The 26,634-nt window shown below is 65.1% G+C and carries 23 protein-coding genes and 1 pseudogene; 7 read left to right on the forward strand and 17 right to left on the reverse strand.

The window, feature by feature from the left end:
• Positions 1-182: 182 nt before the first annotated feature.
• A complete protein-coding gene (gene ubiE / locus XAXN_RS14370) occupies positions 183-944 on the reverse strand; it encodes a bifunctional demethylmenaquinone methyltransferase/2-methoxy-6-polyprenyl-1,4-benzoquinol methylase UbiE (RefSeq protein ID WP_008577300.1) in 762 nt (253 codons plus the stop codon).
• A gap of 87 nt (positions 945-1,031) precedes the next feature.
• Between ubiE and XAXN_RS14375 the strand changes: the two are divergent.
• The 4 genes and pseudogenes from XAXN_RS14375 (at position 1,032) to XAXN_RS14390 (ending at position 4,831) form a co-directional block, all read left to right on the forward strand.
• Positions 1,032-2,682 (forward strand): annotated as a pseudogene (locus XAXN_RS14375) (MFS transporter).
• A complete protein-coding gene (locus tag XAXN_RS14380; protein WP_054320048.1) occupies positions 2,679-3,767 on the forward strand; it encodes an HlyD family secretion protein in 1,089 nt (362 codons plus the stop codon). The pseudogene XAXN_RS14375 and the gene XAXN_RS14380 overlap by 4 nt, the downstream one beginning before the upstream one ends.
• Positions 3,768-3,878: 111 nt before the next feature.
• Positions 3,879-4,379, forward strand: a complete 501-nt coding sequence (locus XAXN_RS14385) for a GNAT family N-acetyltransferase (RefSeq protein ID WP_054320049.1) — start codon at positions 3,879-3,881, stop codon at positions 4,377-4,379.
• On the forward strand, positions 4,376-4,831 hold the full coding sequence (locus XAXN_RS14390) for a nucleoside deaminase (RefSeq protein ID WP_054320050.1): 456 nt from the start codon (positions 4,376-4,378) through the stop codon (positions 4,829-4,831). Before XAXN_RS14385 ends, XAXN_RS14390 begins: the two co-directional genes overlap by 4 nt.
• A 199-nt stretch (positions 4,832-5,030) precedes the next feature.
• On the opposite strand, the gene hslU is transcribed toward XAXN_RS14390, so the two are convergent.
• The 8 genes from hslU to XAXN_RS14430 form a co-directional block, all read right to left on the reverse strand.
• Entirely contained in the window at positions 5,031-6,398 is a 1,368-nt protein-coding gene (gene hslU, locus XAXN_RS14395; protein WP_054320051.1) for an ATP-dependent protease ATPase subunit HslU, read from the reverse strand.
• 100 nt (positions 6,399-6,498) lie between these two features.
• On the reverse strand, positions 6,499-7,050 hold the full coding sequence (gene hslV, locus XAXN_RS14400; protein ID WP_054320052.1) for an ATP-dependent protease subunit HslV: 552 nt from the start codon (positions 7,048-7,050) through the stop codon (positions 6,499-6,501).
• Between the two features lie 385 nt (positions 7,051-7,435).
• Positions 7,436-8,353: a tyrosine recombinase XerC gene (xerC, locus tag XAXN_RS14405; RefSeq protein WP_054320053.1), complete on the reverse strand. Its 918-nt coding sequence runs from the start codon at positions 8,351-8,353 to the stop codon at positions 7,436-7,438.
• Between the two features lie 199 nt (positions 8,354-8,552).
• Positions 8,553-9,224 (reverse strand): DUF484 family protein, encoded by a 672-nt coding sequence (locus XAXN_RS14410; protein WP_054320054.1) that lies wholly within the window; start codon positions 9,222-9,224, stop codon positions 8,553-8,555.
• Positions 9,221-10,075 carry a diaminopimelate epimerase gene (dapF, locus tag XAXN_RS14415; protein WP_054320055.1) on the reverse strand — a complete coding sequence of 285 codons (855 nt, stop codon included), beginning with the start codon at positions 10,073-10,075 and terminating at the stop codon, positions 9,221-9,223. Before dapF ends, XAXN_RS14410 begins: the two co-directional genes overlap by 4 nt.
• Positions 10,065-10,319, reverse strand: a complete 255-nt coding sequence (lptM, locus tag XAXN_RS14420; protein ID WP_042821248.1) for an LPS translocon maturation chaperone LptM — start codon at positions 10,317-10,319, stop codon at positions 10,065-10,067. Before lptM ends, dapF begins: the two co-directional genes overlap by 11 nt.
• 56 nt (positions 10,320-10,375) lie before the next feature.
• Positions 10,376-10,774, reverse strand: a complete 399-nt coding sequence (locus tag XAXN_RS14425) for a YbaN family protein (protein ID WP_054320056.1) — start codon at positions 10,772-10,774, stop codon at positions 10,376-10,378.
• A gap of 115 nt (positions 10,775-10,889) precedes the next feature.
• Positions 10,890-12,998: a S9 family peptidase gene (locus XAXN_RS14430; RefSeq protein WP_054320068.1), complete on the reverse strand. Its 2,109-nt coding sequence runs from the start codon at positions 12,996-12,998 to the stop codon at positions 10,890-10,892.
• 109 nt (positions 12,999-13,107) lie between these two features.
• On the opposite strand from XAXN_RS14430, the gene XAXN_RS14435 reads away from it, so the two are divergent.
• On the forward strand, positions 13,108-14,292 hold the full coding sequence (locus XAXN_RS14435; protein ID WP_054320057.1) for a pyridoxal phosphate-dependent aminotransferase: 1,185 nt from the start codon (positions 13,108-13,110) through the stop codon (positions 14,290-14,292).
• Positions 14,293-14,692: 400 nt separating this feature from the next.
• Here the strand turns inward: XAXN_RS14435 and XAXN_RS14440 are convergent, their stop codons facing one another.
• Both XAXN_RS14440 and XAXN_RS14445 read right to left on the reverse strand, forming a co-directional pair.
• Positions 14,693-16,786, reverse strand: a complete 2,094-nt coding sequence (locus XAXN_RS14440) for a prolyl oligopeptidase family serine peptidase (protein WP_054320058.1) — start codon at positions 16,784-16,786, stop codon at positions 14,693-14,695.
• Positions 16,787-16,853: 67 nt separating this feature from the next.
• A complete protein-coding gene (locus tag XAXN_RS14445) occupies positions 16,854-17,165 on the reverse strand; it encodes a hypothetical protein (protein ID WP_054320059.1) in 312 nt (103 codons plus the stop codon).
• 355 nt (positions 17,166-17,520) lie between these two features.
• Here XAXN_RS14445 and XAXN_RS14450 point away from each other — a divergent pair, with 355 nt between their 5' ends.
• The gene (locus tag XAXN_RS14450) at positions 17,521-18,090 is read left to right on the forward strand and encodes a lipocalin family protein (protein WP_054320060.1); all 570 of its coding nucleotides are present in this window, start codon (positions 17,521-17,523) and stop codon (positions 18,088-18,090) included.
• 110 nt (positions 18,091-18,200) lie between these two features.
• Here the strand turns inward: XAXN_RS14450 and XAXN_RS14455 are convergent, their stop codons facing one another.
• Positions 18,201-19,166 (reverse strand): helix-turn-helix transcriptional regulator, encoded by a 966-nt coding sequence (locus XAXN_RS14455; protein WP_054320061.1) that lies wholly within the window; start codon positions 19,164-19,166, stop codon positions 18,201-18,203.
• A 511-nt stretch (positions 19,167-19,677) separates the two neighbouring features.
• Between XAXN_RS14455 and XAXN_RS14460 the strand changes: the two genes are divergently transcribed.
• Positions 19,678-20,478: a DUF481 domain-containing protein gene (locus XAXN_RS14460; RefSeq protein ID WP_054320062.1), complete on the forward strand. Its 801-nt coding sequence runs from the start codon at positions 19,678-19,680 to the stop codon at positions 20,476-20,478.
• 159 nt (positions 20,479-20,637) lie between these two features.
• Here XAXN_RS14460 and hemC read toward each other — a convergent pair whose 3' ends face one another.
• From hemC to mdoH, 5 genes are all read right to left on the reverse strand, one after another.
• Positions 20,638-21,552 (reverse strand): hydroxymethylbilane synthase, encoded by a 915-nt coding sequence (gene hemC / locus XAXN_RS14465; protein ID WP_054320063.1) that lies wholly within the window; start codon positions 21,550-21,552, stop codon positions 20,638-20,640.
• A 30-nt stretch (positions 21,553-21,582) separates the two neighbouring features.
• Positions 21,583-22,320, reverse strand: a complete 738-nt coding sequence (locus XAXN_RS14470) for a LytR/AlgR family response regulator transcription factor (protein WP_054320064.1) — start codon at positions 22,318-22,320, stop codon at positions 21,583-21,585.
• Between the two features lie 30 nt (positions 22,321-22,350).
• Complete coding sequence (locus XAXN_RS14475; RefSeq protein ID WP_054320065.1) at positions 22,351-23,403, reverse strand: sensor histidine kinase; 1,053 nt, start codon at positions 23,401-23,403, stop codon at positions 22,351-22,353.
• A gap of 4 nt (positions 23,404-23,407) precedes the next feature.
• Positions 23,408-24,076 (reverse strand): alpha/beta hydrolase, encoded by a 669-nt coding sequence (locus tag XAXN_RS14480; RefSeq protein WP_054320066.1) that lies wholly within the window; start codon positions 24,074-24,076, stop codon positions 23,408-23,410.
• A 135-nt stretch (positions 24,077-24,211) separates the two neighbouring features.
• A complete protein-coding gene (gene mdoH / locus XAXN_RS14485) occupies positions 24,212-26,149 on the reverse strand; it encodes a glucans biosynthesis glucosyltransferase MdoH (protein ID WP_054320067.1) in 1,938 nt (645 codons plus the stop codon).
• Between the last annotated feature and the right edge of the window lie 485 nt (positions 26,150-26,634).

Consider the following 26,634-nt stretch of genomic DNA (forward strand, 5'->3'; position numbering starts at 1 on the left):
TTGATCAGCGTTGCCTTAGTGTCGCTGAGAGCTTGTGGTGCCAACGCGACGGAAGTCTCAGAACTTCGCTGGTGTCCACATGTGCGACACCGCTTCGCCGCAACAAGCGATCCCGTGCACGCGGTGGGCGAGCGCCAGCGCACGCTACGCGCGCCGACGCCGAACCGCCTGAAACGATCTGCCTAGATCTTGTAGCCGGAGTGGATCGCCACGATGCCGCCAGTGAGATTTTTGAAGTGGCAACGCGCAAACCCGGCCTCGCCCATCATGCCCTTGAGCGATTCCTGCGGCGGATGCTTGCGGATGCTTTCGGCCAGGTACTGGTAGCTATCGGCATCGCGCGCGAACAGCTGGCCCAGCTTGGGCAGGATCTTGAACGAGTGGAAGTCGTAGATCGGCTTGAACCATTCGGCGGTAACTTCGGAAAATTCCAGCACGCGCGCCTGGCCGCCGACCTTCAACACGCGGTACATCTCGCGCAAGGCGGCGTCCTTGTCGGTGACGTTGCGCAGGCCAAAGGAAATGGTCACCAGATCGAAACTCTGGTCCGGGAACGGCAGCGCTTCGGCATTGCATTGCACGTAGTCGAAACCGGACACCAGCCCGCGGTTGGTCAGCCGGTCGCGGCCCACCGACAGCATGCCGGCATTGATGTCGCCCAGCACCACCGCGCCTTCGTTGCCCACGCGCTCCTTGAGCAGCACGGCGATGTCGCCAGTGCCGCCGGCCAGATCCAGCACGCGGTCGCCTGGCTTCACCTGCGCGGTCGCCACGAAGTAGCGTTTCCATGCGCGGTGCACGCCCAGGCTCATCAGATCGTTCATCAGGTCGTAATTGCGCGCGACCGAGGTGAACACTTCGCCGACCAGCTTCTGCTTGTCCTTGGCAGCGACATCGCGAAAGCCGAAATGGGTGGTACCGGAGGTATAGGGGGATTCGCTCATGGGCGGATTATCGCACTGCTGACGCCACCATGACCGCAACCGGACCACAATCGCGTTTTCACCTGCGACCGGCCCTGCGAGCATTCAGTGCGCGACAAGTACGTCCAGCGCGACTGGCAGCCCCACGAGCGGCCCACCCTGCCGGGGTCGGCCTCTACCCCCTTGCACCCTACCCGACGACGTGCTCAATACGGCCTGGTGGGCGTGGTGGTGGCGCTCACCGGTGGGCTGAGCAATGCCCTGGTCACTGCCAACCTGACCTATCTGCAAGGCACGCTGGGCGCCTACGCCACCGAAATGGCCTGGCTGCCGGCCGCCTATGTGATGACCAACATGTCGGCGAACCTGCTGCTGGTGAAGTTTCGCCAGCAGTTCGGGCCGCGCCGGTTCACCGAAATCTTCCTGGCGCTGTACGCGCTCATCGCCTTCGCGCACCTGTTCGTGCACAGCCTGAGCTCGGCGATCAGCGTGCGCGCCGCGCATGGCTTGGTGGGCGCCGCGCTCAGCTCGTTGGGCCTGTATTACGTGATCCAAGGCATTTCCACCGAAATACCGGCTCAAGGCCGTGGTGCTGGGCCTGGGCATGACCCAGCTGGCGTTGCCGCTGGCGCGGGTGTTTTCCACCGACCTGCTGGAGTTGGGCGAGTGGCAAGGTCTGTACCTGTTCGAGTGCGGGCTGGCGGTGTTTGCGCTGGCCTGTGTGCTGGCGCTCAAGTTACCGCCGGGCGACCGGTATCGCGTGTTCGAGCCGCTGGATTTTCTCACCTTCAGTCTGTTCGCCGCCGGCGCGGCCGGCCTGGCCGCGGTGCTCTCGCTCGGCCGCTTGCTGTGGTGGACCAGTACACCGTGGCTGGGCATGGTGCTGGCCGCGTCGATCGTACTGCTGTGCACGGCGGCCTGGATCGAACACAACCGCCGCAATCCGATGATCAACACGCGCTGGCTGGCCAGTGCAGACATGCTGCGGCTGGGGCTGGCGATCCTGTTGATCCGGCTGGTGCTGTCCGAACAAAGCACCGGCGCCATCGGCTTCTTCCAGACGCTGGGCCTGGCCAACACGCAACTGCAGACCCTGTTTGCGCTGATGCTGCTGGGCGCGGTGGTGGGCGTGGCGGCAAGCGCGTGGCTGATCGACCCGGCGCGGGTTGCCGAACATCTGATCATCGCGGTGGCGGCCATCTGTGTGGGCTGCTTCATGGATGCCGATGCCACCAGCCTCACCCGCCCCGAACAGATGTATGTGAGCCAGTTCCTGCTCGCCTTCGGCGGCACGTTCTTCATCGGTCCGGCGATGGTGGCCGGCATCGGCCGGGTGATCGCGCATCCGGGCAACCTGATCAGTTTCATCGTGCTGTTCGGCATGGCGCAGAACATGGGCGGCCTGCTCGGCAGCGCCCTGCTCGGCACTGTGCAGGTGGTGCGCGAGAAATACCATTCCAGCCAGTTGGTGGACCATCTGGTGCTGACCGACCCGCAGGTGGCCGCGCGCGTGCAGGCCTATGCAAGCCTGTATGGCCGCAGCACCGGCGACCCGGCGCTGCGTCAGGCCCAGGGCGTGCGCACGCTGGGCACGGTCGCCACGCGCGAGGCCAATGTGCTGGCCTATAACGACGTGTTCCTGTTGATCAGCTGCATCGCCATCGCCACCGGCGTGTGGATCCTGTCCGTGCTGGTGTGGCGCCGCTATCTGCGCCCCTCGGTATCGCCCCCTCCTCCTGCTCCCACTGCGCGCCCATGAATACACCAGCAGATTCCTCCCCGCCTGCCGATCCGCAACGTCGTCGGCGTCGCCGTCTCGCCGGGGTCGTCGGCTTCGGCGGGCTTGCCCTGATCGGCGTGGCGCTGGTGCTGTATGCCTGGCGGTTGCCGCCGTTCGTCAGTGCGATCGAACGCACCGAAAATGCGATGGTGCACGGTCAGATCACCGTGATTGCGCCGCAGGTGAGCGGCTATGTCAAACAGGTGCCGGTGCAGGACTTTGCGCATGTCAAACGGAGTCAGTTGCTGGCACGCATCGACGACCGCAGCTATGCCCAGCAACTCGAACAAGCCAAGGCGCAAGTGCAGACCGCGCAGGCCAACCTCGCCAACTGGGATCAACAACAGCATAGCGCCGAAGCCACGATCGCCGAACAGCGCGCGACGCTGAGCAGCAACCAGGCACAACGCGACCGCACCCGTTCGGCCTATGCACGTACGCAGCAGCTGGCCAGCCAGCAACTGGTCTCCGAGCAGGACCGCGACACCGCATTTGCCGCGCGCGCGCAAGCCGATGCCGGCGTGGCGCAGGCACGTGCCGCAGTGCAGGCGGCCGAAGAAAACGCCCGCAGCGTCACCGTCAACCGCGCCGCGTTGGAAGCGGCGGTTGCCAATGCGCAGGCTGCCGTGCAACTGGCCCAGATCAACCTGGACAACACGCGCATCCTGGCCCCACGCGATGGCCAGCTCGGTCAGCTTGGCGTGCGCCAGGGCGCCTACGTCACCAACGGCACACAGCTGATGTCGCTGGTGCCGGACACGCTGTGGATCGTGGCCAATTTCAAGGAAACCCAGATGGCGAATATCCGCATCGGGCAGCGTGCCAGCTTTACCGTCGATGCCTTGGACAACGCACACCTGCATGGCCGCGTGCAGGAAATTTCGCCGGCTGCCGGCTCCGAATTCAGCGTACTGCCGGCCGATAACGCCACCGGCAACTTCGTCAAGATTGCCCAGCGCATTCCGCTGCGCATCAGCGTCGATCCGGACCAGCCGCTGGCGCCGCGGCTGCGGCCGAGCATGTCGGTAGTGGTGGCCGTCGATACCGACAGCGCAGTCGACTAGGCACAACCTGCACCCGAGCATGGGCAGCAATGCCATCGCAGGCGCGTCGGTAGTACCACCTACAGGCACGACTTCGCAGCTCAACTGCGGCACAGCCGCTATCATGCAGTGATGCCCACCATGCCCCTTCCTTCCCTGCACTGGCAGCACCTGCGGTTTGCGCAACTGAGCACCATGCAGCTGTATGCGCTGCTGCGGCTGCGCACGGATGTGTTTGTGGTGGAGCAGCAATGCGCCTATCCGGAACTGGATGGCAAAGATACCGATCCGGCCGTGCTGCATGTACTGGGCACCGCCAATGACACCGCTTTGGCGGCCTCCCTGCGCGTGCTGCCGCCAGGCTTGAGCTATCTCGAGCCGAGCATCGGCCGCGTGGTCGCCGCCGCTGCATTTCGTGGCACTGGACTTGCGCATGCGCTGCTGCGCGAAGGCATTCGGTTGGTGCACACGCAGTGGCCAGGTAGCGCGATCCAGCTCGGTGCGCAGGCGCAACTGCAATCGTTCTACGCGGCGCACGGATTTGCACCTGCGTCCGCGCAGTACCTGGAAGATGGCATTCCACATCTCGACATGCTGCGCCCTGCCGGCGCGGTCCCTTTGGAGTTCGCATGATCACCACCCCCGACTACCGCGCGTTGCTGGACACCGCCATTATCGAAGCACGCCAGGGCCTGGCCGAAGGCGGCATTCCGATCGGCGCGGCGCTGTATCACAACGACGGGCGCCTGCTCGGCTGCGGCCATAACCGCCGCGTGCAGGAAAACGACCCCTCGGTCCACGGCGAGACCGACGCCTTTCGCAAGGTCGGGCGCCAGCGCCGCTACAAGGACACCATCATGGTCACGACGCTGGCGCCATGCTGGTACTGCAGTGGGCTGGTGCGCCAGTTCAACATCGGCACCGTGGTGGTCGGCGAATCGGTCACGTTCCAGGGCGGCATCGCATGGTTGCGCGAGCACGGCGTCAACGTGATCGATCTGCAGAGCCAGGAATGTATCGATCTGCTCGGTGGCTATATTTTCGCCAACCCGGATGTGTGGAACGAAGATATTGGCGAGGACTGAGGTCAGCTAAAGCGCAATGGCATTGCCGCACCATGACAGGCCGCGGGCAATGCCGCTGCGCAGCGGGCCCTGCATTGACCCGATATCGCAATGCCGATCAGCACCAAAGCCTGTCTTGTCCGTCGTGCATGCTGCAAATAGAAAGACCCGCCATTGGCAGGTCTCTTCCATCCCAGGCGCATGTCGCCGTGCAACGTGGTCACAGGATGTAGCGGCTCAGGTCCGGATCCTGCACCAGCTCACCCAGCTGCGCATCCACATAGGCGGCATCCACCGTTACACTCTGACCATCCCGATCCGGCGCTTCGTAGCTCAACACATCGAGCAAACGCTCCAACACCGTGTGCAGGCGACGGGCGCCGATATTCTCCTGGCGCTCGTTGACCTGGGCGGCAATCTCGGCAAGCCGATCCACCGCGTCGGACGCAAACGTCAACCCCACACCTTCGGTCTGCAACAGGGCTTCGTATTGCTTGATCAACGCGGCCCTGGGCTCGGTGAGGATGCGCACGAAATCGGCCTTGGTCAGCGCAGTCAATTCCACGCGGATCGGGAAGCGGCCCTGCAGCTCCGGGATCAGATCGCTGGGCTTGGCCAGGTGAAACGCGCCTGATGCAATGAACAGGATGTGGTCGGTCTTGACCGTGCCGTACTTGGTGGACACGTTGGAGCCTTCCACCAGCGGCAACAGATCGCGCTGCACGCCTTCGCGACTGACATCGCCGCCGCTGGAGCCGGCTTCGCCGCGCTTGGCCACCTTGTCGATCTCATCGATGAACACGATGCCATGCTGCTCGCACGCTTCGATGGCCGCAGTGCGCACATCGTCTTCGTTGACCAGCTTGCCGGCTTCTTCTTCGATCAACAGCGGGCGCGCCGCCTTGATGGTGAGCTTGCGCTTCTGGGATTTGCCGCTGCCCAGATTGGAAAACATCTGGCGCAGTTGCTGGCCCATTTCCTCCATGCCCGGCGGGGTCATGATGTCCATGCTGGCGTTTACCGCCACTTCCAGTTCGATCTCGCGCTCGTCCAGCTCGCCATTGCGCAACATGCGACGGAACTTGATGCGGGTTTCGTTATCCTGCGCCGACGGCTCGTTGCGCGCCGCTTCCGGATCAAAACCAATACCGGCCGCGCGACGCGGCAGCAATGCGTCCAGGATGCGATCTTCGGCACGCTCTTCGGCCTGGTTGCGCACACGCACCTTGGCCTGCTCGCGATACAGCTTGACCGAGGTATCGGCCAGGTCGCGAATGATCTGCTCCACATCCTTGCCCACATATCCCACTTCGGTGAAGCGCGTGGCTTCCACCTTGACGAACGGGGCATTGGCCAGCGTTGCCAGGCGCCGCGCGATCTCGGTCTTGCCCACGCCGGTAGGGCCGATCATCAGGATGTTCTTGGGCATCACCTCGTTGCGCAGTTCTTCCGGCAACTGCATGCGACGCCAGCGGTTACGCAGCGCGATGGCAACCGAGCGCTTGGCGTCGTGCTGGCCAACGATATGACGGTTGAGCTCCTGCACGATTTCGCGCGGAGTCATGGTGGAGGTATCGGGATTTGGCATTTGGGATTGGGGATTCGTGAAAGCAGAGTAGGAACGGTCGATGCATGTCCGGGTACAGGGAAAGGAGCGCTTTTACGAATCCCCAATCCCAATTCCCGAATCACAGCTGCTCGACCACCACGTTGCGATTGGTATAGATGCAGATATCGCCGGCGATATTGATCGCTTCGGTGGCGATGGTCTTGGCATCCAGTTGCGTGTGCGCCAGCAGCGCGCGCGCAGCCGACAGAGCGTACGAGCCACCGGACCCGATGGCGATGATGCCGTCTTCCGGTTCGATCACATCGCCGGTGCCGCTGATGATCAGCGAGGTCTCTTTATCGGCCACGGCCAGCAGCGCTTCGAGCTTGCCAAGGCGGCGCTCGGTGCGCCAATCCTTGGCCAGTTCCACTGCGGCACGCGTTAGCTGGCCATGCTTGTCGAGCTTGGCTTCGAACAATTCGAACAGGGTGAACGCATCGGCGGCCGCACCGGCGAAGCCGGCCAGCACCTGACCCTCGCGCCCGAGCCGACGCACCTTGCGTGCATTGCCCTTCATGACCGTATGGCCAAGGGTGACCTGGCCATCGCCGGCGACGGCGACATGCCCACCACGTCGAACCGAAATGATGGTGGTAGCGTGAACGATGTTGGGGTTCTGGCTAGGGTCCATGGATCCTCCGAGTGTTTCCAAGGAAGTGGGGACGCCCCTGCCGGGTTCAAGCACGCTACGACACGTCGCCGCAGGCTGGTGCGGCGGCGCTCACTTGCGAGACAGCAACACGGTTGCGCGCGACCATGCAGATCCATCTGACCCAACGCATTACGGGGATCGCGTCGAGCCTAACGCCATCGCCCGCAAAACATTCGTGCAACGAGCAAGCCGCGCTCGCGCACGTACCCTCCCCCATCCCTTTCCCGGCAGGAGAGGGGCTATCAGCGCTATCGGAAGTGGCTGTTGCATTGGATGCGTGCATCATCTTGCTGCGTCTGTGGCGCTACGTCATGTACCGCCGCGACGCTTCCTGCTTCCTGCGTGCTAGCTGGTTGCTTAGCACTCACTCTGCAGCCTTCTTGCGCCTGGCCCGCGGATGCGCGGCATCGTAGACCTTGGCCAAGTGCTGGAAATCCAGATGCGTGTAGATCTGGGTAGTGGCGATATCCGAGTGCCCCAGCAACTCCTGCACGCCGCGCAGATCGCCGGACGATTCCAGGATATGGCTGGCGAAACTGTGGCGCAGCATATGCGGGTGCACATCCTTGAACATGCCCTGGCGTACGGCCAGTTGCTTGATGCGGATCTGCACTGCACGTTGCGAAATCGCACCGCCGGCACGGCCAGGGAAGACATGGGTGTCGGCGCTTGCACCATTGTCGCGCCGCCATTCGCGCAAGGCGGCGATCGCGTGCGATCCCACCGGCACCAGGCGCTGCTTGCTGCCTTTGCCGAGCACCATCACCAGGCCGCTGTCCAGGTCCAGGTCGCGCCAGCGTAATGCACATAACTCACTCAGGCGCAGCCCGGACGAGTAGAACACTTCCAGCAGCGCGCGATCGCGCAGGCCCAGGGGCGCATCGGTCGGTACTTCCACCAGACGCACGGCTTCGTCGGCGTCCAGCACCTGCGGCAGCTTGCGCGGCGCCTTGGGCGCACGCAGCGCCGCCGCCGGGCTGGCCGAAATGCGGCCATGCTTGAGCAACCAGGCGTAATAACTGCGGCATGCCGACAGGCGGCGTTGCAAACTTTTCGGCGAGAGGCCACGTCGATGCTCGGCCGCAACGAATTGCCGCAAATGCGCGCTATCGAACTGTGCAGTATCGCCAGGCACTGCAGCGTCCTGCGTGCCATCGTCGGTCTTCTGCTCAGCTGCCCAGGCGACCAAGGCCGCAAGATCGCGCCGATACGCGTCCAGGGTATGCGCCGATACTTGCCGCGCGACCTGCAGGTACGTCAGAAACTCGTCGATCGATAACATGTCAGCGCTCCCGGTAGCGCGGTGTGACTGCCGTCATCTGCTTGCGCGGACAAGTCTGCAGCAAACATGAGGACCGCGCGCCCCAGGGTTGCAGACAACACAGACAGCCGACTGCCAACACCTCACCCTCCCCGCTGCAGAAGCAGCGCCACCACCAACGACCCCATGTCGCCAATGCCGGTGCGCGCAGCCATGGGCCTCACGCGTCGAAGCGTTGCAATGCCACGCTCAGCGATTCGCCCATCATGCGCAGGAACAGCGTGCCCATGCCGGGATAGAACCGGTTGGCATCGCTGCTGCCCACCGCGATCAGGCCGATGCCCGGCAGCGGCAGCAACGCGGTGGATTGCACTTCGCCCGCCTGTGCGCCGTAAAGCAGCGTGTGCTTTTCAGCTTGCAGGCGGCCGCAGATGGGCTCGCCATCGTTGAGGCAATCGCGGAACGGCGCCAGGCGTGCATCGTCGATTGCGATGATCTGCAGCCAGTCCGCATCCAGCGCATCGACGGGCGTGAGCAACACCAGCCGCACCAGTTCGCCGTTGAAATCTTCGGCCAGCGAGGCGGCCATCGCCTTGAGCGTGTCAGCCGCGCTGGTCTGGCGCATCAACGCAAGCGTGAGTTGATGCGTGCGCACTGCCAGCCGCTCGTTTTCCTGCGCATTGCTTCCCAGCTCATGCAGGCGGCGCGACAGTTCACGGTTCTTGTCGCGTAGCACTTCCAGCTGGTAGGTAGCCAACGAAGCGGTGGGGCCGTCGTCGCGCGGCACCAGCAAGCTCACCGCCAGGTCCGGGAACTGCTTGAGGAAGGTCGGGTGACGCCGCAACCAGGTGGCCACGTCGTGCGCGCCGAATTTGTCCGTGTTCTCGCTCATCGGTTCCACTCTCCCTCGAAGACGAACACAGCCGGGCCGGACATCACCACCTGCTCCTGGTCGCCGGGCCAACGAATGCGTAAATCGCCACCGGGCAAGGACACCTGCACATCGCGCTCGACACGGCCGCGCTGCATCAACACCACCGCGGCCGCACAGGCGCCACTCCCACAAGCCAGCGTCTCGCCCACACCGCGCTCGAACACGCGCAGGCGCACATGCGCAGGGTCGACCACCTGCACGAAACCCACGTTGACCGAATCGGGGAACGCGGCGTTCTGCTGCAGCAGCGCGCCCACGCGTTCCACCGGCGCTGCATCGACGCGACCGACTTCGACCACCGCGTGCGGGTTGCCCATCGACACCGCGCCAAAGCGCGCGGTCTCGCCGTGTACCGACAGCGCATATTCGTCGCGTGCATGCGCAAACCCGGCCAGCGGAATCTGGGTGGGCTCGAATTGCGGGATACCCATCGCCACCGCGTAGCGGTCGCCGTCAAGGCGCTCGACCGCATGCGCGGTCACTGGGCTGTCGATGATGAAGCGCTCGCCCTGGGCGGTGCCGTCGCGCACCAGCCACGCGGCGACACAACGTGCGCCATTGCCGCATTGGCGCGCGGCCGAGCCATCCGAATTCCAGATGCCGTAGGCTGCCACGGCACCTTCGCTGCGCGGCGTCTCGATGGTCAGGATCTGATCGCAGCCCACCCCGAAGTGCCGGTCGGCCAACTGCGCAGCCAGTGCGGTATCCGGTGGCGGCGTGCCGTCGCGCAGGTCCAGCACCACGAAGTCGTTGCCGGCGCCATGCATTTTGGTAAAACGCAGACGCCCGCTGCGACCGTCAGCGCTCATTGCCGCTGCTAGCGGGCTGATCGGTGGTGGATGCGGGCTTGGTATCACCATCCACCGGCGCAGGCGCCGGCGTGGACTGGTCCAGCGGTTGCGACGCATCCGCCGGCTGCGGCACTGGCTGGGCCTCCACCGGTACCGGCTTCTGCGGCATCACCAGCGGGCCCTTGTTGCCGCAGGCGGCAAGCAGGACAAAGGTCGCACCAACCAGTGCGAGACGAACAGACGGTCGGGACATGATGCTCATGGGCCGAAGTATAGCCAGAACACCGTTATGGCCGTGCGCTCGCTGACGCACCGCGTTCAGTGCGCGCCGGGCAGCGGGCGCGGCGGCGGCTCGGGGCGCAACCACAGCCAGATCGCCACCACGGCCGTGCTACCGATCGACAGGCACTTGACCCAGAACACCGGCACGCACCACAGCATGATCGCGGCGCAGACCGTCATGGTCAGCGTCGCCATCCACTTGGCCTTGCGGCTGACCGCACGGTAGGTCTGCCATTCCACGATCGCCGGGCCGAAGCGCGGATGCGACAGCAACCAGTTGTGCAGGCGTTCGGAGCCATGCGAGGCCGCCCAGGCAGAGATCAGAATAAAGACCGTTGTCGGCAGCCCCGGGACAAAGATCCCGACGATGCCGGTGGCCAGGCTGGCGTAGGCCAGCAACCACCAGGCCCAGCGGAATCGAGTCGGTCGCGTCATGCGCAAATGATACGACCAGCGCTGCGGTTTGGTGAGTCGGCCCTGCGGCGGTGCCAGCCCACGCCATCCGCTCCAACCAATCCCGCATCCCGACTCCCCAATCCCGGCCTTTCAGCTACTTCACGCCCAACTGGTCCAGCACGAACGCATACGATTCGGCCAGCTCGCGGTAGCGCCGGAACCGGCCGGATTTGCCGCCGTGTCCAGCCTCCATGTTGATGCGGAACACGATCGGCTGCGTACCAGTGTTGTCGTCGCGCAACTTGGCCACCCACTTGGCCGGCTCCCAGTACTGCACCTGCGAATCCCACAAGCCGGTGCCCACGAACAGCGCCGGGTACGCCTGCTTGCGCACGTTGTCGTAGGGCGAATACGACAGCATGTAGTCGTAGTCATCCTTGGTTTCCGGGTTGCCCCACTCGTCGTATTCGTTGGTGGTCAGCGGAATGCTGGCGTCGAGCATGGTGGTGACCACATCGACAAACGGCACCTGCGCGACCATCACCCGATAGTCCTGCGGCGCCATATTGGCCACCGCGCCCATCAGCAGACCACCGGCGCTGCCACCGGATGCGGCAACCCGGTCCTTGGCGGCGTAACCCTGCGCGACCAGACCGCGGGTGACATCGATAAAGTCATTGAAGGTGTTTTTCTTGTGCAGCAGCTTGCCATCGTCGTACCACTGACGGCCCATTTCCTGGCCGCCGCGGATGTGCGCGATGGCATACACCACACCGCGGTCCAGCAGGCTGACCGCCGGCAGATTGAATGCCGGGTCCATCGACATGCCGTAGCTGCCATACGCATACTGAAACAGCGCTGCGCTGCCATCCTTCTTGAAGCCCTTTTTGTACACCAGCGACACCGGCACCTTGACCCCGTCGCGCGCCTTTACCCACACGAGTTCGGTCACGTATTTGCTGGCGTCGTAGCCGATCACCGGTTGCTGCTTGAGCAACTTGCGCTCGCCGGTCTGCGTATTGAGCTCGTAGGTGATTGCCGGGGTGGTCAGCGAGGTGTAGGTGTAACGCAGCCAGGGTGTGTCCGGCTCGGAGTTGACCGAAAGCCCCATCGAATAGGCCGGTTCATCGGCCTTGACGTACTCATCGCTACCGTCGCGCTTGAGCAAGCGCACACGTTCCAGTCCGCCGGAACGCTCTTCGATGGCGGTGAAGCCATCGAACAACGCGAAGTCTTCGATGTAGACGTTGTTGTCGTGCGCTACCCAATCGGTCCACTGCTTGCGCGTGGTCGCATCGGTCGGCGCGGTCACCAGCTTGAAGTTCTTGGCGCCGTCGGCATTGGTGCGGATCACCCAGCGGCCATCGAAATGGTCGGCATGGTATTCCACGTCGCGCTCGCGCTTGGCCAGCACCTTGAAGGCGTCCGGCTTGGCAGCCAGCGCATAGCGAGTTTCCGAAGAGACCGTGCTTTCAACCTCAATGATGATGTACTTGTCGTCGCGGGTGCGGCCAATGCCCATGTAGAAGCTGTCGTCCTTCTCTTCGTACACCAGCACATCGTCCTTGGACGGCGTGCCGAGCACATGCTTTTTCACGCGCACGGTGAGCAGCGTGTCCGGGTCGTTTTCGACATAGAACAGCGTCTTGTTGTCGTCGGCCCACACCACATTGGCCGAGACGCCTCCCACGGTATCCGGGTAGAGTTCGCCGGTCTCCAGGTTCTTGAAGCGGATGGTGTATTGACGGCGGCCAACGGCATCGTCGGCCCAGGCGAGGATGCGATTGTCCTGACTCACCGCGGCGCCGCCCACGCTGAAGTAGCCCTTGCCCTGCGCCATCCGGTTGACGTCGAGCAGGATCTCTTCCGGCGCCTCCATGCTGCCGTTGCGGCGCGCCTGGATCGGATAATCCTTGCCGGTTTCGAACCGGGTGTAATACCAATAGCCGCGCTCGCGATACGGCACACTGGCATCGTCCTGCTTGATGCGCCCGACGATCTCGGTATACAGCGCTTCTTCCAATGGTTTGAGCGGCGCCATCACCTTGTCGGTGTAGGCATTCTCGGCGTTGAGATATGCCAGCATCGCCTTGTCTTCGCGCTTGTCGTCGCGCAACCAGTAATAGTCGTCGTTGCGGGTCGCGCCGAACGGCGCCTTGACCACATGCGGGTGTTTGGCGACGTCTGGCGGCGACGGAAGGGCGGCGAAGGCGGGGGATGTGGTCATCAGGCTGGCGATCAGAAGAGTGAGGACGTGCTTCATCAGATTGGGGTCCATTGGATGAACGCCATGCCATCCCAGCTCCCGAGTGTGGAAGAGCCTTCTGTCGGGCGCCATGTGTCCTAGGTCATGCTGGTCTATTATCGAACCAATGGATTCCACACTTCCGTACGCAGGCGGCTATAGCCGCCGCAGCCAGGACATCGCCCCGTTTCATGTCATGTCGCTGCTGGCACGCGCCAATGCGCTCGAACAGGCCGGCCACGACGTGATCCACCTGGAAATCGGCGAGCCCGATTTCACCACGGCCGCGCCGATCGTCGCTGCTGGCCAGGCGGCATTGGCGGCCGGCCACACCCGCTACACCGCCGCACGCGGGCTGCCGGCGCTGCGCGAGGCGATTGCCGGCTTCTATGCGCAGCGCTACGCCTGCAACCTCGATCCGGAGCGCGTTCTGGTGACACCCGGGGGGTCTGGCGCATTGCTGCTGGCCAGCAGCCTGCTGGTGGATCCGGGCAAGCATTGGTTGCTCGCCGACCCGGGCTACCCCTGCAACCGCCACTTTCTGCGCCTGGTCGAGGGCGCCGCGCAATTGGTCCCGGTCGGCCCGGACACCGATTATCAGTTGACTCCTGCGCTGGTGGAGCGCGGCTGGAACGCCGACAGCGTGGGCGCCCTGGTGGCCTCGCCGGCAAACCCCACCGGCAGCGTGCTCTCGCGCACGCAACTGGCTGCGCTTTCGCAGGCGCTGCATGCACGCGGCGGCCATCTGGTGGTGGACGAGATCTACCACGGCCTGACCTACGGCCTGGACGCGCACAGCGTGCTGGAAGTGGACGACAGCGCATTCGTGTTGAACAGTTTTTCCAAGTACTTCGGCATGACCGGCTGGCGCCTGGGCTGGCTGATCGCGCCGCCCGACGCGGTGCCGGAACTGGAAAAGCTTGCGCAGAATCTGTACATCAGCGCCTCGACAATTGCCCAGCACGCTGCACTGGCCTGCTTTACGCCTGAGAGCATCGCGATCTTCGAAGCGCGCCGCGCCGAGTTCCAGCAGCGCCGTGATTACCTGCTGCCGGCCTTGCGTGCATTGGGGTTCGAGATCGCAGTCGAACCGCAAGGCGCGTTTTACTTGTATGCCGAGATCAGCGGATTTTCAAATGATGCGCAGGCGTTTTGCGCGCATTCTCTGGAGACCGAACATGTTGCGTTCACGCCGGGCATCGATTTCGGCCACCATCGCGCCAATCAGCATGTGCGCATCGCCTATACGCAGAGCCTGCCGCGTCTGGAGCAGGCGGTGGAGCGGATTGCGCGTGGGTTGAAGCGGTTGTAGTTGGCCAAGTCACCCGCAGTGCGATGCATGGAAGTTTTTGTGTGAGGCGCCGACGCTGCGCATCCAGGTTCGCAATGCGCAGAGCGGTGGCCGCTTGATTGGTTGTGTGGCCCCTGTCACGCGTTACTTGCCGCAAACGTCTGCGATGCAACTGCCAGCTGCGTGCGTGGTTCGTACCCTCATCCGCCCTCGGGCAATGTCTTCCCCATGAAGGAGGACAATGCCCCGACGGGAGAAGGAAGCAGCCAGTTAGCGGCACGTCTGCTGCCACGACGCTCTGATCGCATCAGGCACGCCATGGCCCGCATGTTCTACCACGCCCTCTAACGACACGAGGCCGCTGCACACTGCCAGCAGCCTCGTGTTGCACGACGCATCTGCGCATGCAGCCCTACTAGCCTCAGTCGGCCAAGCGCTCCCACAGGAAGTTATACGCAAGCGCGGCCATATGCGCGGCCTGCGCATTATTGGCCGCACCACCGTGGCCGCCTTCGATGTTCTCGTAATAGGTCACGTCCTTGCCGGCCTCGATCATCTTGGCGGCCATCTTGCGCGCGTGGCCGGGATGCACGCGATCGTCGCGCGTGGAGGTCAGGAAGATCACCGGCGGGTAGGTCTTCTTTGGGTCGAACAGGTGGTACGGCGAGAAGGTCTGGATGAAGGTCCAGTCGTTGGTATCCGGATTGCCGTACTCGGCCATCCACGAGGCGCCTGCCAGCAGGTGGCTGTAGCGCTTCATGTCCAGCAGCGGCACCTGCACCACCACCGCGCCGAACAGTTCCGGATACTGGGTGAGCATGTTGCCGGTCATCAGGCCGCCATTGCTGCCGCCCTGCACGCCCAGATGCTTGGTCGAGGTGATCTTGCGCGCGACCAGATCCTTGGCTACCGCAGCCATGTCTTCGTAGGCCTTGTGGCGGTTCTGCTTGAGTGCGGCCTGGTGCCAGCGCGGGCCGTATTCGCCACCGCCGCGGATATTGGCCACCACGTACACGCCGCCCTTTTCCAGCCACGCGCGCCCCAAACCGCCGGAGTAATTGGGCGTCATCGGAATTTCGAAACCGCCGTAGCCATACAGTAAGGTCGGCGCGCTGCCGTCGAGCTTCAAGGCCTTCGGGCGTACCAGGAAATACGGCACGCGGGTGCCGTCCTTGCTGGTGGCAAAGTGTTGCTCGATGGTGTCCTTGCCGGCATCGAAGAACGCCGGCATGGTCTTGAGCGGCTGCGGCGCAGCGCCCACGTCCACCCACGACAAGGTGGTGGGGGTCAGGTAATCGGTGACGGTGAGCCACAGCGCGTCGCTGTCGTCGCTGTCCACCGCGCCCACATCCACCGTGCCGAAGCTCGGCGCACCGACAAACGCGCTCTTTTTCCAGCCATCGCGCGATGGCGTGATGACGCTCAGACGGTTCTTGACGTCTTCCAGCACGTTCAACACCAGATGCGACTTGGTCCACACCATGCCGGCCAGCGAGGTGGTGTCGGTGGGTTCGAACAGCACATCGAAGTTGCGCTTGCCGGCCATGAAATCGTCGAAACGCGTGGCCAGCAAGGTGCCGGGCTTGTAGGTCTTGCCGCCTACCTTCCACGGTTCGCGCAGCTCCAGCGTCAGCCACTGGCGCTTGACCGACTTGCTAGCCGAATTGGGCACGTCCACCTTGACCAGCGTGCCGTCGGCGCCCTTGAGATACAGCTCGTCGTTGTAGAAGGCCAGCGTGCGGCTGACGAAATCGCGCTCGAAGCCGGGCGTGTCGTCATGCATGGCTGCGATGTACATATCGGTCGGCTTGCCTTCGTACACCACGCTCGCGGCAGTCAATGGCGTGCCGCGCTTCCACTGCTTGGCGATGCGCGGGTAGCCGGAGCTGGTCATGCTACCGGCGCCGAAATCGGTGAACACGTAGACGGTGTCCCGGTCGATCCAGCCCAGCCCGCCCTTCGACTCGGGGCGGAAGAAGCCGTCCTTGACCCATTGCTTGCTGCCCAGATCGAACTCGCGCGTGACATCGGCATCGGCACCGCCGCGCGACAACGCGATCAGGCAGCGCTGGTAGTCCGGGCGCAGGCAGTCGGCACCGTGCCACACCCAGTTTTCGCCTTCGGCCTTGTTGAGCGCATCCAGGTCCAGCACCGTTTCCCACTTGGGCGAAGCCTTGCGGTACTCGTCCAGCGTGGTGCGCCGCCACAGGCCGCGCTCGTGCTGCTTGTCCTTCCAGAAGTTGTAGTAAAACGCGCCGATCTTCTGCACACCGGGAATCTTCGCATCCGAATCCAGCACTTCGCGGATGCTGGTTTCCATCTGCTTGAACGCCGGCGTGCTGGCCAGGCGTGCCTCGGTCTTGGCGTTCTGGGTCTTGACCCAGTCCAGCGGCTTGGCGCCGGTGACATCTTCCAGCCAGGCGTAGGGATCGTTGGACACGGGGGGTTCCTCTGCAGAGACGGCGCCAGCAGTGATCAGGCCGGCAACCAGGCAGATCGAGGCGAACTTGGACATGAATGTTTCCGGAAAAACGACTGCCCGGAACGTAGCACAGCGCCCCGTCGACCAACCCTGCCAAAGGTCAGGCTGCGCGCGCCTGTGTCGCCGTACGCGAAGCACTGCGCCGGCGCTGTGCCTGCGGGCCACGCCGCCGGGGCACACCACGGCGCACGCTACGCGTTGCCAAAGAAGGCAGGGCAAACCGGTGCAGGCTCCACCACGCCAGCATCGGCATGCCGACCAGCCACAGCGGCAACCAGCCGATCCACTCGCTACTGCCACGCGCGGCCGGCCAGACCAGCACCAGGACCAGCCCGGCCAGGACGATCTGCCGCACCGGGCGCAGCACGCGCGGGTCGGGACGTTCGGAACGGGAAGCAGGACGATGCGACATGGCGGCACTCCGTGGTAGGAAAGGATCACAACAGGCGCGCAGGATTGCCGCAACCCATCTCACAGGCTGCGACCTTGACGCGAAGCATCTGCGGCCTGCGCTTCGGGCGCCTGCTCGGCGCGTCGCAGGCTTCCACGGGTGCGGCTGTCCCCTGCAACGTCGCGGCGCCCGGCAACCCGCACGCGAGCGGCACAGGGCCGACGCCAGGTGGCGGAGCCAGCCGTTCGCGGCGCCAGCGCCTGCCCGGCGTCTGCCGCAGATTCCCCGGCTGCCGATGCCAGACCCGACCGTTGACGCGAACTTGCCCCCTGCATGCGGTAGTGTGCTGCTCCGACTGCCTCCTTGTGATGTTGCGATGCGCCTGACCGTTATGATCGCCCTCGCTTTTCTGCTCGTCCTCGGCCTGCCCGTGGCACACGCCAAGGACGCGTCCGCCACCGGGCCGGCAATCGATTTGTCCAAGATCATGGGCACCTGGTACGTGATTGCGCGCATGCCCAACGCGGTCGAGCGCGGCCACGTCACCAGCCGCGATGAATACACCCTGGTCGAAGACGGCAAGGTGGCGGTGCGCTATCTGTACCGCGACGGGTTCGGCGAACCGGAAAAGCAAGTCACTGCGCGCGCCTCGGTGGATGCCGACAGCGGCAACCGCGACTGGCGCGTGTGGTTCTACAAGGTCATCCCGGCCAAGCAGCGCATCCTGGAAATCGCCACCGACGGCTCGTGGATGCTGATCTCCTACCCGGGCCGCGACCTGGCCTGGATCTTCTCGCGCAAGCCGGACATGAGCCGCGACCAGTATCGGATGCTGGTCAACAAGATGCGCGACGACTATTCCATCTATACCGACAAACTCAAGCGGGTGCCGCAGCTGCGCGAACAGGTGGACCGCCTGGGCTTTGAAGTGCCGAACAAGCGCTGAGCGCGACCAGTCGTGTTGGCCGCGCGCCAAGCCGGTGGCGCGTGACCGATCGTCATGCAGGTGCGCGCTGCGATCGCCACGCGGCGTAGCGCCGCATCGCTCGACAACGCTCAGTCGTAATTGCTCAGCGCCAGCGACAACAACGCCTTGGCCTGCTCGCGCAGCGACATGGGTTCGACAATCTCCGCGTCCGAGCCGTAGTGCAGCACGTCCATCAGCAATTCGCGCGAGTTGCCGTACGGCAGCTTGAGTTCGTAGCGGCCATCGGGCAGAAAGCGACCCTGCTGCTTGGAATGCCAATGTTCGTCGGCAACCCAGCGCGCGGCCTTGGAGCTGAACACGATGGTCGCCCACCCCTTGGGCGCCCCGGAGAAAATGCCGTAGCTGGCGGCAAGCTGCTCGTCCAATTCGCTGTCGGGCACATCGCGCGGCACCGCATCTAGCAGACGCGCGTGGTCGATGCGGTCCACCGCAAAGCTGCGCACGCCGTCGCGCCCGTGATCCCAGGCGTCCAGATACCAGTTGTCGCGGTAATGGGTGATGCGCTGCGGCGACACCGTCCGCTTGGTCGATTCGTCGGTGGAACGCGCACGGTAATCGAAGCTCAGCTGCTTGCGCTCCAGCACGCCGGAGGCCACCGTGCGGAAGCTGGCTTCGTCCAGCTTGCGGCCGCGGTGCGGAATGACCCGCACCCGATCCACCGGCCACTGCGAAACGCCAGCCTGGGCAGCCAGCAGTCCTTCGATGCGCTGCTGCAGCGGGGCCAGCATCGAAGACAACACCCCGCCGCCAATGCGCGCGAGCAGCTGTTGCGAGGCCAGCAGCGCGTGCAGTTCTTCCGAACTCAGCCACAGCCCGGGCAATTCGAAGCGGTCGCTTTCGCCGGAGAGATAGCGAAAGCCCGATTCGCCGTCGCCTTCCACCGGCGCCATCAACGCGTCGCGCAGAAACGCCAGATCGCGGTAGACAGTGGCACGGGAACAGCTCAGCTCATCCTGCAGCCGCGCCACCGTGACCGGGTAGCGTGCCGATTTGAGCATGCGATGCAGGGAGTTGATGCGTTCGGAGCGGTCCATGCGTCGATTATGTCCGAGTCTTTGCGCGGCGGGGTGAGCATCGCGCTGGGACGGCAGACGCACAGCGGCAAGCGCCCGGGGGATGTGCGACCCAGCGGGCTGGTCTGTTCGGTCGGCCGCACCATCACCACGTATCGGCCTGGCGCGAGCGTTCGCCTAGGCCTTGGTTGGCGGGCACTGCCGGTAGCGCTTGCAGGCGAGGCAGTCGGGTCGCTCAGGCTCCTGTCTCGCAGCGGGCTAGGCCGGTCGCTCCGGCTAACGCCAGGCACAGCGCCGGAGTCACTTTAATTCCGCTCACAACGGCCTCGCAGGTCAGTTCGACCACATCGCCAACCGTCCTCCAGATCGCCGTTCACTGTCGCGCCCATCGGAAGCGCGGACCCGACCCAGGCCGCTTGCGGCGTCCCAACCGGCAATGAAGCGGATGTTCACTTGGCGATGACGTCACCGCACAGTCCGTTATCATGAAATCGCTTCCACCCCTCCTCCCGCCTTGCAAAGCGAGCTGCCCATGTCCCGCCGTGTCCCGTTGTCTGCCCTATTGCCGCTGTTGTTGATCACGCCTTCCGTCTGGGCCCAGGCAGTCGCACCAGCGCCGGCAGACCCGGCCGCGGCGGTGATGCCCTCGCCCTGGGGCGGAAGTAGCGGCGAGTTCGGCTACGCTGCCGCGCATGGCAACAGCACCACCGATAGCCTCAACGGCCGCGTGCGCCTGCGCTACACCGACGGCGACTGGATTCACAGCCTGGATGCCACCGCGCTGCGTTCGAGTTCGGAATACACCAACACCAACGACGACGGCAGCACCACGCGTGAGCGACAGACCACCGCCGAGCGTTACACCGGCAGCGTGGGTAGTGCGTTGCAGCTGGGTGAGCATCGCCAGCTCACCGCCACCGGCCGCTACGAACACGACGACTTCGCCACCTACGATCGGCTGGCTACCTTCGGTATCGGCTACGGCACGCGCCTGATCAATGCCGACCGGTTCTATCTGGATGCACAGGTGGGCCCGGGTGTGCGCCGTGCGCACAACAGCAACGAAGACCGCAACGAGACCGGACTGATTGGCCGCGGCCTGTTCGACCTCAAGTACACTGTCACCGACAACACCGATCTGATCAACACGCTGCTGGTGGAATCGGGCGAATACAACACCTATGCGCAAAACGACTTCGGTGTGCAGGTCAGCATGAACTCGCACTTTGCGCTGAAGGCTGCGTGGCAGATGCGTCACAACAGCGAGGTCAGCGACGGCGACAAGAAGACCGATACGCTGACCACGGTCAATCTGGTCTACACGTTCAAGTAAGCCGTGCCAGCGGTGTTGCCGCGGCAAACGCACTGCGCAGGTGGCCGACGACGCACCGCGCACTTGCAGGAGCGGCGCCGGCCGCGAGGGGCTTTGCCGGTAAAGCCTCTCGCGGCCAGGTCCGCTCCTACCAGGCAGGTGCCTGTTTCCAGGCTCGGATTAGAGTTCGGCCAGCAGCTGCGCGGCGCCCTTGTCGAACAGGCCTTGCGCGACGCGGCGGCCGAGGTCTTCGGTCTCTTCGGCGCTGCCGTGCGCATCGGCGTGGATCAGGCGCCCGTCGCTGGCGCTGCCGACCATGCCCTGCAGGAACAGACCCTGCCCCTCCCAGCGCGCAAAGGCGGCCACCGGTACATGGCAGCTGCCGTGCAGGGCGCGATTCATGGCCCGCTCGGCTTCCACGCAGGCACGCGTACGGCCGGCATCCAGCACCGCCAGCAGGCTGTGGATGCGTGCGTCGTCGCCACGGCATTCCACCGCCACCGCGCCTTGCGCAGGCGCCGGCAACCATTCCGGCGCGTCCAGCCGTGCGCTGATGCGCGCTTCCAGCCCAAGCCGCTGCAGGCCGGCGCAGGCCAGCACAATGGCGTCGTAGCCGCCGTTGTCGAGCTTGACCAGACGCGTGTTGACGTTGCCGCGCAGGTCGATCAATTCCAGGTCCGGGCGCGCGGCGCGCAACTGCGCCTGACGACGCAACGAGGAGGTGCCCACGCGCGCGCCCAGTGGCAGCGCCTGCAGGCTAGCATAGAAGTTGGACACCAGCGCATCGGCCGGATCGCCACGTTCCAGGATGGCCGGCAGCACGAACGGCTCGTCCAGTTCCATCGGCACGTCCTTGAGCGAATGCACCGCGCAATCGGCGTCCCCGCGCAACATCGCCAGCTCCAGCTCCTTCAGGAACAGGCCCTTGCCGCCGATCGCCGCGAGCGAGCGGTCCAGCACTTCGTCGCCGCGGGTGCTCATCGGCACCAGGATGACCTCCAGGCCGGGATGGTGCTGGCGCAGCGCGGCGGCGACGTGTTCGCTCTGCCAGAGGGCAAGCGGGCTTTTGCGGGTGGCGATACGGAGCGTGGTCATGCCGGCATTATCGCGGAGCCGGCACCGAACTCACAGTTGACGTAATTGATCGCGCAGGTTGGCCACGCAGCGACGACTCACTTCCAGGGTCTGCGGCACGTTACGCAGCACCGCGTGGACCTGGCCATCGCCGCTACGGCGCAGTTCCACCAGCTCATCGCGGGCGACCAGGCAATTGCGATGGATGCGCACCAGGCGGTCGGCGAATTCGTCTTCCAGCGATTTCAGCGACTCTTCGATCAGGTCCTCGCCGCGCGTGTGATGGACGATGACGTACTTCTCTTCGGCCTGCAGGTAGCGAATGTCACCGATGGCGATCAGCCGCAGGCTGCCGCGCAAACGCGCGCACAGATGGGTGCGCAGCGGCCTGGGCGCGGTGCCGGGCACGCGGCCGGCCAGGAAGGTGGCGACTTTTTCCAGTGCCGACGCCAGGCGTTCCGGGCGCACCGGTTTCATCAGGTAATCCAGCGCCGCCGCGTCGAACGCCGACAACGCATGCTGGTCGTAGGCGGTGCAGAACACCACCGCCGGCGGCGGCTGGTTTTGCCGCAGCAGGCGCGCGGTTTCCAGGCCGTCGACGCCGGGCATGGCGATGTCCAGCAGCACCAGGTCCGGGCGCAGGTGTTCGCACTGCTGCAGCACTTGCTGGCCGTTTTCGGCCTCGCCGATCACCTCGACCTGCGGATGCTCGCCCAGCAGCAGGCGCAGGCGCTCGCGCGCCAGTGGCTCGTCATCGGCGATCAGCGCCCGCACTTGCGTGGCCGTCATGGACTCCCCCTGGCTGCCGTGACTTTCCCCTCACGGCAGCGGTAATGTGATCTCACAGGCATAGTAGCCTTCAGCCCAGCTGGCCGCCATCCGTGCCCCGGCGCCGAACTGGAACGCCAACCGGTGCGAGATGCTGGCCTGGGCATGCCCGGCGCCGGCCAGCAGCGGCAACTGGGTGCCGGGCTGCGGCGCCGGGTTGACGATGCGGATCTGCAGCTGGTTGCCGCGCTGGCGCAGCGACAGGTACAGCGTACCGCCTTCGGGCATGCGCGAAACGCCATGCAGTACCGCATTTTCGACCAGCGGCTGCAGCACCAGTCGCGGCATCGGCAATTCCCACGGCAACGGTTCCTGGCGGTGCCAGCGCACTTGCAGCCGCTCGCCCAGGCGCAGCGATTCGATTGCCAGATAGCGCTCGGCCAGTTCGCATTCGGCACGCAAGGTGGAGATGCCTTCGCCGGCGCCCAGCGCGGCGCGGAACAGATCCGACAGGTCCAGCACCGCCTGCTCGGCGACCACCGGGTCGCGCCGCAGCAGGCTGGCGATGAGGTTCATGCTGTTGAACAGGAAGTGCGGACGGATGCGCGCCTGCAGGGCATCGGCCTCGGCGCGCGCGTTGGCCTGCACCTGGGCCTCCCAGCGGTCGCTGACATAGAAGTAGCGCAGCGCCAGCGCAGTGATCAACACCACCGTGGCCGCACTGCCAAGCGTGAATCGCCAGAAGCCGACCTGCGTGCCCGGCGATACCTGCCCGAGCGCCGCATACAGACCATGCACGATGCCGGCACCCAGCATCGCCACCACGGCAGCGATCAGCAAGGCGCTCAGCCCACCCAGCCGGGGCGGCAATCGCGACAAGGTGGGCCGCAACACGCACAGCAGCACGGTGACCGCCAGCGCCAGCCACAGCGCCAAGCCGCTGGCGGAGAGGAACCGCGACAACGTGATGCTGCGCGCGGCGCCGGAATCGGGTACCAAGGTCACCACCAGCACCACCAACTCGGCCAGGCCCAGCATCGCGCCCAACCGCGGCAGCCGGCACAGGTCCGGCATCCAGGCAATCTGCGGTGCGCGCTGGGCCATGGGCTCAGGCAGCGGCGAAGCGTGCCTGCAGCCAGTCGCGCAAGGCCTCGATCTCTTCCAGGCAGACCTGGTGGCCCATCGGATAGGTGTGCCAATCCAGTGCGAAGCCCAGCGTGCGCAAGGTCTGCATGCTGGCCTGGCCGGCCGCGAACGGCACCACCGGGTCGGCCGTGCCATGCGCCATGAACAACGGTTGGCGCAGGGCGGCCGGCTGCAACTGGCTGGCGGCCGCGGCCGGATCCGGCAGATAGGTGGACATGGCGATCAGCCCGGCCAGCGGCACGCTGCGCTGCAGGCCAACGGCCAGGGTCACGGCGCCGCCTTGCGAGAAGCCGGCCAGCAGGACGCGCTCCGGGGCAATGCCGCGGCTCTGCTCATGGGCGATCAAGGCTTCGACCTGGGCCACCGACTCGGCGATGCCGGCCTTGTCGGCGCGCTGGGCGAAATCCATGCCGACGATGTCGTACCAGCCGCGCATGCGCACGCCGTTATTGATGGTGATCGGGCGGATCGGCGCATGCGGGAACACGAAGCGCAGCGCAGGCCACTGCGGGCGTACCAGCTCGGGCACCATCGGGGCGAAGTCGCTACCGTCGGCGCCCAGGCCATGCAGCCACAGCACGCTCCATTGCGGGTTCGGTCCGGTCTCGCGTTCGATCACTTCCAGCATCATCCAGCTCCGCTTGCGGGCTGGGCATTATGCCTTGCGCGAGGGGTGGGCCAGATCAGCCGGGGCCAGAGGTTGCGGGCTGCATGCATGCAACGCGGCAACAGCACGCCGGTCACCGAGGCCAGCGCCGATGCGCACTCAGATCAGCGACGGTTCCAGCGCGGCGGCGCGGCGCAATTCGGAAGCACGCACCAGCACCTTGGGCGGGTCGAGTTCTTCGGGGATGCAGAAAATGCCGGCACGGCGTAGCGCCATGCCGGTGCGACGCAGCGAGGTCAGCGCCACCACCGGGATCGACAACGCCATGCCGACGATCACCGGCCCCATCCACGCGGCCAGCGCCGGCGAGACCGCGTAGGCCAGCGCACCCATGAACAGGCCGAACACGGTCAGACCGCCATAGCTGCGAAACAGCGCCGGCCACGACAGCTTGCCGTCGTCGCGCACCTGCGCATCCCAGCCCGAATCCTTGCCCGCCAGCACCTCGAACACACCGCGCGACTGCAGGTACATCACCACCGGCGCCATCAGGGCGGCCAGCACGGTTTCCAGCAGGATGCTCACTGCAGCGCGGAAGGCACCGCCGCAGGCGCGCAGTTCGCGCGGGTTGAGCAGCAGCGCGATGTAGCCGAGCAGCTTGGGCGCCAGCAACACGAACATGGTGCAGATGAAGATCCAGATCGCATTGCCCTGGCTGCTGCCGTGCCAGTAACGGGCGGGCGAGAACGGCAGGTCGCCGGCCAGGTCGATACCGCCGCCGGCCAGCGGAATGCCGATGCCGATCAGCATCAACAGGCCCCACATCGGTGCGGTGAAGTAATGCCCGATGCCGATCAGCATGTGCATGCGGCTGATCCAGTGCAGACCCTTGGCGCTGACCACCTTGGCGTGCTGCAGGTTGCCCTGGCACCAGCGGCGGTCGCGGATCAGCAGGTCGGTCAGCGTAGGCGGGCCTTCTTCGTAGCTGCCCTGCAGGTACGGCACCATGTGCATGGCCCAGCCGCCACGCCGCATCAGCGCCGCTTCCACGAAGTCGTGGCTGAGCACATGCCCGCCGAACGGCTTGCGCCCGCGCAGCAACGGCAGGCCGGCGTGATCGGCGAAGGCCTGGGTGCGGATGATGGCGTTGTGGCCCCAGTAGTTGCTCTCGGCGCCGTGCCACCACGCCACGCCAAAGGCGATGATCGGCCCGTACACGCGGCCGCCGAATTGCTGCATGCGGGCGAACAGGGTCTGCCCGTTGACCACCGCCGGCAGGGTCTGGATCAGGCCCACGTCCGGGTTGTTTTCCATGCCGGCGACCAGCCGCACGATGGTGTCGCCGGTCATCACGCTGTCGGCGTCCAGGATCAGCATCTGCGGGTAGCTGCCACCGAAGCGACGCACCCAGTCGGCCACGTTGCCGGCCTTGCGTGCGGCATTGTCGGCACGGCGGCGGTAGAAAATGCGGCCGTGCCCGCCGACGCGTTCGCACAACTCGCTGTAGACCAGCTCTTCGGCGCGGCCGATATATTCGCGGGTGGTGTCGCTGAGCACGAAGAAATCGAAGTGCTCCAGCTGGCCGGTCTCGGCCAGCGATTCGTAGATGGCCTGCAGGCCGGCCAGCAGCCGGCGCGGGTCCTCGTTGTAGGTGGGCATCAGCAACGCAGTGCGCGAGCGCAGCGTGGGCAGGGGTTGCTCCGGGTCGATGCCGAGCTTGCGCCCGGCGCGCGCCACCACGGTGACAAAACCGGCCACGGCGCTGGCGAAGGACATAGCGATCCAGGCGAACAGCAACACGAACAGGCCAAGCAGGCAGCCTTCCAGCACGCTGATGCCGTCGGGCCACAGCACGCTGAGCATCACCCACACGGCGATGGCGGTGGTGGCGAAGGTGCCCCCGATCAAATAGAAGCGGCGCACGCCGATGCCGGGCGGCGAAGTGCGCTGGTGGCGCACCTGCAGGCGACCTTCGCGCAAATTCTGTTCGGGCATCGCCAGCGGCGCTTCCGGCGGCAGCGTCGGCGTGCCGGCATCGAGGGCGGAAATGGAGGGCATTGCAGTCGTTGTCGGGGAAGGGGTCACGTTGCCATCCATCAGGGCTGCCCATCGCGCGAGGACGACAGGGCGGGCTGACACGGGAGATCCATCCGCGTCATGCAGTGCGATGTTGCCTGGCACGCGGCCGAGCGGGCGAACCCGACGGTGTACGACCAAGACGCTCTGAAACCACTCCGATGCACAAGTTCTCCTGGCTGCTTCTCCTGGCTGCAATCTCACCTCGCAGCTCATCCTAAAGAATCGACCGTTAAAGGAACGAACGCCACGTACGGTCTTCGCCCTCCCCCCAACAGGACCGCGCGGCAGACTACGCCGCACCGACCGAACGCAACCCCAACAGATTGCAGTCTAGCGCAGACGCTGTCACGCGCCGCTGGCCGGGCCATCCTGCAGGAGTTCTGCAATTGGTGTGCCATCACGTGCAATCGGTTGCAGCGACGGGGCGTTGGCGCTGCGTTGCGCCGATGCGGTGGAAGGTTTGGGGCAAGAGATTGGTTGGTCGCTCTAAGGCAACGCTGATC

This window comes from Xanthomonas axonopodis, from assembly GCF_001304695.1.
GTDB lineage: Bacteria > Pseudomonadota > Gammaproteobacteria > Xanthomonadales > Xanthomonadaceae > Xanthomonas > Xanthomonas axonopodis.